Genomic DNA, 4,621 nt, shown 5'->3' with positions numbered 1-4,621 from the left:
AGTTCTTGTAGGAGATGAAGATGGTGCTGGCACCGATGAGTAGCGTGATAAAGGGTGCTACCCAGTCTTTGAGTCCCATGGTGGCGTTCCTCCTTGAGTGTGTGGAGCCGCTGGTTCCTCGGCCTTTTTCGGGGCGTCTTTTTCGGGCGTGAGCCTACTGTTTTTCGGGCGTGAGCCCACTATTTTTACCGTACCACCGGTACCTGTGCTGAACCTTTAAACGCGCAGGTGGGTGCGTAAGAATAAGCCCCACCTCCCGATGCTACGGTAGCGTCAGGAGGCGGGGGTTATGTCTCTAAATGAGTGCGCTTAGTTTAGTGCACTGGGGTTAGTGCACCGGGTTAGTGTTCAGCGGGCTTCATTTCGCGCGGTGCCTTGCGGATCATGAGGTAGCTGATAACAGCCATAACACCCATGAGCGCGGCGCTGAACGCGGAGCTAACCACCACGCCGGAGTCGAAGGCAGCGAATGCGGAGGAGAGCAGCTGGTTCGCCTGCTCGCCACCCACGTGGCTTGCGACCGTCACGGCACCGCCGAGGGTTTCGTGGGCGTGGTCGGCAAGGGTCTCATCCAGACCGGAGGGGATGACGACGTTCGCGCGGTAGATGGCGGTGAGCATACCACCAATAATGACGGTGCCGAGCACCGCACCCATCTCGTAGGAGGTCTCAGAAATCGCGGATGCCGCACCCGCCTTACGCGGCGGCACGCTGGAGAGCATCAGGTCGTTCGAAATGGTCTGCGCAATACCGATACCGGTACCGAGCACGATGAAGATCAGGATAATGACCACGTCACTGTGCGCACCCAGGAAGGCGAGCACCGCGAACGCGGCAGCGTTGAGCGCCAGGCCGAAGGACACCACCTGCGCCGGGTGGAAGTGCACCGCCACGCGCGCAATCACCAGACCGGCAATAATGGTCGCCAGGGTACCGGGAATCAGCAGCATACCGGCGTACATGGGCGGCAGGCCGGAGACCAGCTGCAGGTGCTGGGAGGCGAAGTAGATGAAGCCAACGTCCACCATCATGGAGATGAGGTTTGCGGTAATCGCGCCGGTGAACACGGTGTTGCGGAAGAGGCGCACATCCAGCATGGGCTGAATATCGTTCTTCTCGCGGTTGAGCTGACGCAGCACGAACAGGACGACGAAGCACAGGCCGGCGAGGATGGTGCTAATGGCCACCGCGTCAAAACCGGTTTCGGAGGTGTGGGTCAGGCCGAAGGTAATGCCGGTCATACCGGTCATAATCAGCAGGATGCTCAGCGGATCCACCGGGCTGGGGTTCGGGTCCTTCGACTCGGGAACCATAATCGGGGCAAGAATCAGCAGCGGAATCAGAATCGGCACAGCGAGCAGGAACACCGAACCCCAGTCAAAGTGCTCCAGCAGGAAGCCACCCACAATCGGGCCCAGCGCCGCACCGGCGGAGAAGCCCGAAGCCCACACGGCAATAGCGATGCGGCGCTCGGTCGCGTCCACAAAGATATTGCGAATAATCGACAGGGTTGCCGGCATGAGCATGGCGCCAAAAATACCGAGCAGGGCGCGGGCAACCACGAGCATCAGCGCGGAGGGCGCGAATGCCGCGAGCGCAGAGATCACCGCGAAGCCGGTCGAACCGATGAGCAGCAGCTTACGGCGGCCGATGCGGTCACCGATAGCGCCCATGGGCACGAGCAGGGCGGAGAGCACCAGAGGGTATGAGTCAACGATCCACAGCTGCTCCGCGGAGGAGGGGCTCAGCGCCTTAGCGATTGCGGGCACCGCGAAGGCGAGCACCGTGTTGTCGATGGAGACCAGGAGCACCGGGAGCATGAGCACGCCGAGTGCCGCCCAGCGTTTGGTCTTCTGGTCGGGGGCGTGAATGGGCAGAGCCGTGGTGTGCGGATTGTGATTCGTCATGGGTTGTTTTTCGTGCGTCCATGGGGTTTCGGCTGATACGGCAGACGCGGCGGCATCAGCTCGGCATATCTTTTGGACTAGGTCTTTTAGTGAGGTTTTTGGGCTTGCCCGCAGGTTTTAGGGGTCCGGGCGGGTCCACAAACGAAGATTAACTATACCAACTGGACGGTATAGTTTCAAGCGGTTAGACTGGTACCCATGACCACCCCCAACCACCGAAAACAGCGCGCCAACAACTCCCGCGAACACATTCTCGACACCTACGTCGATCTGCTAATTCGCTCGGGAGAACGCGCCGCAACCCTCGACGCCGTCGCCACCGCCGCCAAGGTTTCCAAGGGCGGGCTACTCTACCATTTCTCCTCCAAGAAGGCACTGCTTGAGGCGCTCGCAGAACGCACCCTCACCCTGGCGGAAGAGGACTTCGCGGCGATGAAGCAGGCACCCGAGGGTGCAAGCGCCTACTACATCAATTCCTCCACGCCCGATAATTCGCCGTTCGACCGCTCCCTGATTGCCCTGAATCGCCTGGCGCAGAGCAATAACGAACTTGCCCAGCAGACCATGAACCGTGTGCAGGACGGCTGGCATGCGCTCGTCCTCGCGGAGATTGGCGACGAGCAGATTGCCCGCGCCGTGTTGCTTCTGGGTGACGGCATGTACTACAACGCGGCGTTCGGAGGCGACTCCGCCAACCCGCAGAGGGCAGCCGCCATCACAGCAGACCGTGCGGCGCTGGAACGCGCCCTGCAAGTTCTCAAGGCGGCGGCTCACTAAATCCACACAAGCCACTCGAGACAGCGGTTAAAGCCACAAGCTAAAACCGCCGCCTCAGACCGTATTCTTCAGCGCTGGCAAGCCCCCAGGCCTTAAACTGGGAGGGTACGTACCCGCTCTTCAACCAAGGAGTTCCAATGATTTTCATTGCTGTAAAGTTCCCCGTCAAGCCCGAATACGCTGACCAGTGGATTGAGAAGACCCGCGCTTTCACCGAGGCAACCCGCGCCGAGGAAGGCAACAAGTTCTTCGAGTGGTCCCGCAGCGTTGAGGACCCGAACGAGTTCGTTCTGCTTGAGGCTTTCAACGACGACGCAGCTGGTCCGCACGTGAACTCTGACCACTTCCAGCAGGCGATGAAGGACATGCGTCCGCTGCTGACCGCAACCCCGAAGATTATTTCTCGCCTGATTGACGGCGACGACTGGGACGCAATGGGCGAGCTGCAGATCGACTAGTCTGCACCCCCCGGCATGCACCCTAAAATTGCATAGTTAGACCATTGCATAGATAGACGTTGCATAAGTAGACGCTAGAGCGCCCCTCCTGCCTGTTCTGTTGGACAGGCAGGAGGGGCGCTTTGGCGTGTCCGGTACCTGAACTTTTCCCCTTGACACGACGCGGTTGATACCGGTTTTCGGGTCGGCGGGTGCCTTGCGTGCATTTTTACCCTATTAACCCCTTAAAATGGGTAGGGTATGCACACCTATCGATACCCATTCGCACAGGAGGCCTGAATGAGCATCGCAGCCCAGCCTCTTCCCGGCGCAGTTGCCGTTGAAGAGCACCACGACGTGGACCACACCTCTGTATCCCTCGCTGTTTCGACCGTGATTCTAGCTTTGCGTCCCAAGGACAACGAAACCCACCCGACCCTGTGGCTGCCGCTGGTTCGCCGCCTCCGCGAGCCCTATAAGGGCCAGTGGGCGCTGCCCGGCGGCCCGCTCAACCCGAATCTTTCCCTCGAAGAGGCTGCGGCTTCGACACTGAAGCGTGCAACCAACCTGCAGCCCGGCTACCTGGAGCAGCTCTACGCATTCGGTGACGTTCTGCGCACTCCCGAGGCGCGTGCCGCCCGCGTTGTGGGCGAGCCTGACCCGGCACCCGGCACTGATCACGAGCGCGTGGTCTCTGTTGTGTACTGGGCGTCGATTCCCGCCACCGAGGTTGCGAACACTCGCGTGCACGAGAACATCCGCTGGTTCCCGGTGGATGAGCTGCCCGAGCTCGCCTTCGACCACAACGAAATCATTGAGTACGCGCTTTACCGTCTGCAGAACAAGGTCGAGTATTCGCGTATTGCGCACTCTTTCTTGGGTGAGGAGTTCACTCTGGCGCAGCTGCGTGAGGTGTACGAGGCGATTCTGGGTCGTACCCTGGATCCGGCGAACTTCCGCCGCCAGATTGCGGCGTCGAAGTCGATTATTGACACCGGCCGCCGTGTGGAGGGCACCCGTCACCGCCCGCCGCGCCTGTACCGTTACAACGACGCTCAGGCGTACGCGGATGCGGGCCCGCTGGGCATGTACCGTGAGCGCCACGAGGCGTAATAGCTTTTATTCTCGGGCATTAGCCGCGTACTGCACGCGGGTCTAGTGTTCGCTCATAGTCTGAAAGCAAGAAGGGGTGGCACCATGCGGTGTCACCCCTTCTTGTCTCAGGTTTCACGTGAAACATTTACCAATCAGCAACTTGATAAGGTTAATTACCTGCATTTTTACCCATAGCTGTAGCGCTGCTACGAGTGGAAATATCCAGGAAGTAAGCGCAGAACGGGCACCGACGCCTAACTTATGCCCCTCTCAGGTAAGTACCCCCTTATGCTAGAATGATTTTCATCTTTTCCATAAGTAACTGAAAGGTTTTGCTATGGCATCTGAGCTGACCGGCAACGCTAAGATTATTGCCGATTATCTGGAAGCAGTATTCAATCAGAA

At 59.4% G+C, this 4,621-nt stretch carries 4 protein-coding genes; 3 read left to right on the top strand and 1 reads right to left on the bottom strand.

Annotated elements, in window-relative coordinates; genetic code table 11:
• Positions 1-341 precede the first annotated feature (341 nt).
• On the bottom strand, positions 342-1,907 hold the full coding sequence (locus tag Q0216_RS10180; RefSeq protein WP_298595123.1) for an MFS transporter: 1,566 nt from the start codon (positions 1,905-1,907) through the stop codon (positions 342-344).
• Between the two features lie 198 nt (positions 1,908-2,105).
• On the opposite strand from Q0216_RS10180, the gene Q0216_RS10175 reads away from it, so the two are divergent.
• From Q0216_RS10175 to Q0216_RS10165, 3 genes are all read left to right on the top strand, one after another.
• Complete coding sequence (locus Q0216_RS10175) at positions 2,106-2,684, top strand: TetR/AcrR family transcriptional regulator (RefSeq protein WP_298595120.1); 579 nt, start codon at positions 2,106-2,108, stop codon at positions 2,682-2,684.
• A 137-nt stretch (positions 2,685-2,821) separates the two neighbouring features.
• Positions 2,822-3,142: a putative quinol monooxygenase gene (locus Q0216_RS10170; RefSeq protein WP_298595117.1), complete on the top strand. Its 321-nt coding sequence runs from the start codon at positions 2,822-2,824 to the stop codon at positions 3,140-3,142.
• 279 nt (positions 3,143-3,421) lie between these two features.
• On the top strand, positions 3,422-4,234 hold the full coding sequence (locus Q0216_RS10165; protein WP_298595114.1) for an NrtR DNA-binding winged helix domain-containing protein: 813 nt from the start codon (positions 3,422-3,424) through the stop codon (positions 4,232-4,234).
• The last annotated feature ends 387 nt before the right edge of the window (positions 4,235-4,621 follow it).

It is taken from the genome of uncultured Rothia sp. (assembly GCF_937976295.1).
Lineage (GTDB): Bacteria > Actinomycetota > Actinomycetes > Actinomycetales > Micrococcaceae > Rothia.
This window is presented reverse-complemented; position numbering and strand designations above follow the sequence as displayed.